Origin of the sequence: Acerihabitans sp. TG2 (genome assembly GCF_035013185.1) — a bacterium.
Lineage (GTDB): Bacteria > Pseudomonadota > Gammaproteobacteria > Enterobacterales > Enterobacteriaceae > Acerihabitans.
Genome location: NZ_JAYGJO010000062.1, coordinates 1 through 3,447 on the forward strand (window position 1 = coordinate 1; position 3,447 = coordinate 3,447).

The following is a 3,447-nucleotide window of genomic DNA, read 5'->3' on the forward strand; positions in this document are numbered from 1 at the left end:
CCTGGAATGGCTTGCTACCCACGCCGACCAGTCCCATTATGCCGCGACGCTGGAATCCCGCCTGGCCTTGTTGTCCCGCACCCGTCACTGTGCCCTTTACCAACATCTCTCCGTGCCGGAGGTGGTGGAACTGGTGCTGCGGGCTCATGGTATGGAAGGCTCAGACTTTGAATTTACCCTGTCCCGTCAATATCCGGTTCGTGAGCTGATAACCCAGTGGCGCGAAACCGACCTTGAGTTCCTCCAGCGAATTCTGGCGGAAACCGGGATCTGGTTCCGCCAGGAGATGAACGATGCCACCGAGTTGGATGTCACGGTGTTTGGCGACAGCCAGCTTCGCTATCTTTTTAATGGTGCCCTGCCGTATCACGAGCCGTCAGGCCTGTATGACGGTGCAGAACTCTGCTGCTGGGGTGTGCGTACCTGGCACCAGGTGGTTCCGGGCAAAGTCACTACCCGCGATCACCATCCGCGTACTGCGTCAGAGCCCATGGATGCCGCCGTTTCCGTGCGTTCTCCTGCCGTCACTACCGGCGAGCATTACCGCTACGCCGAGCCCTACCGCGAGGCCGGGGACGATAGCCACCCAGAGCCGGCAACGGAAAGCGGGGCTTTTTATGCCCGCCTCCATCATGAACGCGAGTTGAACAAATCAGCCCGGGTGCATCTGTTCAGTAATGCGTACTGGTTAAGTCCGGGAAAGGTGTTTGACCCGCAAGGTGTGAATATCAAGGACCTGAGCGACGGCGTGATCATCACGTTCACATCATTTATAGGTGCCCGCGATTCGCGGCTGCAGGTGTCGGTATGGGGCATGCCGTACCGTGAGGAATACTGCTTTCGCCCGCCGGAAATGACTCGCCCGGAAATTCACGGTACGTTGCCGGGGCGGGTGGCAAGCCGTACCCCGCATGATATCTATGCTCATTTAGATGAGCACGGCCGCTATCGAGTGCGGCTGGATTTTACTCTGGACGACGTCGAGCCGGGCTACGCTTACCCGTGGCTGCGCATGGCCAAACCCTATACCGGCGATACCCACGGCTGGCATACACCCCTTATCGACGGTACCGAAGTGGCCATCGCCTACAGCAACGGTGACATTGACCTGCCGTACATCTCACATGCCTTTCACGACTCAGGACACCGCGATGTGGTTAACCGTGACAACCGCAGTCAGAACATTCTGCGCACGGCCGGGGGTAATGAGCTGCGCATGCAAGACCAGCGCGGCCAAGAGCATATCCACCTGGGGACAGCATTCGCGACCAGCCAACTTAACCAGGGGCAGATCACCGACGTACAAGAAAAACCGCGCGGTAGCGGTTTTGAACTCAGAACCGATGAGCACGGTGTCATTCGTGTGGCGAAGGGGCTGTTTATCAGTGCCGACGGGCAACCAAAAGCCGCCGGAGCGGTGCTGGATATGGACCAGGCGCTGCAGGAAATCGAGCGTTGCCGGCGACAACTAGAGCAACTGAACATGGCGGCAGCACAGGCTCAGGCCCTTAACGCGCATATTGCCAGCCAGTTAGCGATGTTTGCGCAGCGCCTGAAACCGCTGAACGAAACCCTGCATTTCTCAGCCCCACAGGGCATAGCCTTTACTTCCGGTGAACATCTGCAACTGGCCGCCGCTGAACATGTCGCCATCAATGCCGGGGGCGATATCAGCGTGGGTGTGATGGGCAATATGACCGCGCTAGCGGGTGACCACCTTGGCCTGTTTGCCCGAACCGGACAACTGAGCCTGAAATCGGGTGAAGGCCCCATCGAGATGCAGGCCCAGAACGGCAATATGCGGCTGTTTGCCGAGAAGAAACTGACTCTCAGTGCAGAAGACGATATCTCGTTTACCGGCAAAAAACGCATTGTGCTGATTGGCGGCGGGAGCTACCTGACACTGGAGCAGGGCAAAGTGGAATACGGCACCACGGGCAGGTATCTGCGCCGGGTGGAACGAACGACCACCACCGCCGCACAGAGTATGCCGATGAACATGCCTCGCATGGGCACAGCATACATCTACTCTGCTATTTATCAGCTACAGGACCAACAGGGTAACATTCTGGTCAATACGCCTTATCGCCTGACAACCCCATCGGGTCAGGTTGCAACCGGGTACAGCGATAACCAAGGCCACTCTGTACCGGTTTATACCCGCCAGCAGGAATATGTGGAACTGCATATTCTGACCACAGCGCCACAGCCGGCAGAGACGATGTGGTTTATGGGTGAAACAGAGACGCAGCAACTGGCAACCGAACTCAGGGAGATCACATCATAATGGACTTGCCCGATACACTCGATACACCGACAGGTGCTGATACATCCGATATTTCCATCGGCAAGAATAACCAATCATGGGCTTGCACCACAACCGGTATCGAAATGGTGGAGAAGCAGTCGCGGCTGCCAACCACCGAAAATCGCCAGTATCTGCATATTAAGGTGGAATACGCTATGCGTTTTCCCCAGATATCGGCAACGGTTCGCCATAACGGCAAAACCTACCAGATGAACCTGAAACAGATCATGATGAGTGGTCTGATCCTGGTCGATGAAATCGCCCGTAACTATTACTGGTATTACAAGTCTGAAGTGTCGTTCGATATGCGAACCACGCCGCCGCGTCCTTTTTTGAGCAGTACATTGCTGAAAAAGGACGGCGCAGGCAGACGCCACACCACCAATCGTTTCCCGTTGCCCGGCAAGGGCATTTACCGCCGTCCGGATGTGATTATCGTTAAGGATAAACAGGATCGCTGGCCGGGACTGGCCGGGCCAGATACCGAAGGCGAAATGCATGTCGATAACCTGGCCCGTTTGGTGGAGGTGAAGTTTCCAAAGGATGATTTAGGTGAAGGACAGTACAGAGATTACATGAAGATTGTCGGTGGAGTTGGTCATGAAGATCGCATGACCATTCTGGAGATCCACGACTGCCGCCCGCAAGAGCAGCAGTGGGTGGATCAGGTGGTCAACGTGACGATGAAAACCTGGAAGACCAGTGGTGCAAAATACTGGCCGCTGTTTCTCTACCCACCGATTTTTATACCACGTCCGCCATCAACACCCGTTGCCGCCAGAATTGAACCCTGGACTTACGCCGGTAAAGCCGTTTCGGATCTTAGCGAAGGTGCTATCCGTGGTGTAGCTGAAGGCTGGAACGCCTTGTCAAAAGACACCCAGCAGGCCCTGAACTCAGTGGCTGGCTGGCTTAACGATAGCGGTGAGTGGGCGTATCAACAGGGAAACCAGCTCTGGGTATGGGCCAGCAAAACCGGTAAGTATGTTACATCCTGGACCGATGCCCAGATTAAGGCGGCGTGGGTTGAAATACAACACGCGACCGATATGACACTCGATATGCTCAAACAGGTGGACTGGGTACAGGTTCTGACCATTATTGCTAAACCGGTCGGCATTGTTCTGGTTGCTGTTGGC

Annotated in this window: 2 protein-coding genes; both read left to right on the forward strand. The window is 55.8% G+C overall.

Annotated features, from left to right (window positions below; all coding sequences use genetic code 11):
* Position 1 precedes the first annotated feature (1 nt).
* Positions 2-2,287 carry a type VI secretion system tip protein VgrG gene (locus SJI19_RS24290; RefSeq protein ID WP_323480808.1) on the forward strand — a complete coding sequence of 762 codons (2,286 nt, stop codon included), beginning with the start codon at positions 2-4 and terminating at the stop codon, positions 2,285-2,287.
* Positions 2,287-3,447 (forward strand): VRR-NUC domain-containing protein (locus SJI19_RS24295; RefSeq protein ID WP_323480809.1); only part of this gene is annotated, 1,161 nt, incomplete at its 3' end. The genes SJI19_RS24290 and SJI19_RS24295, both read left to right, overlap by 1 nt.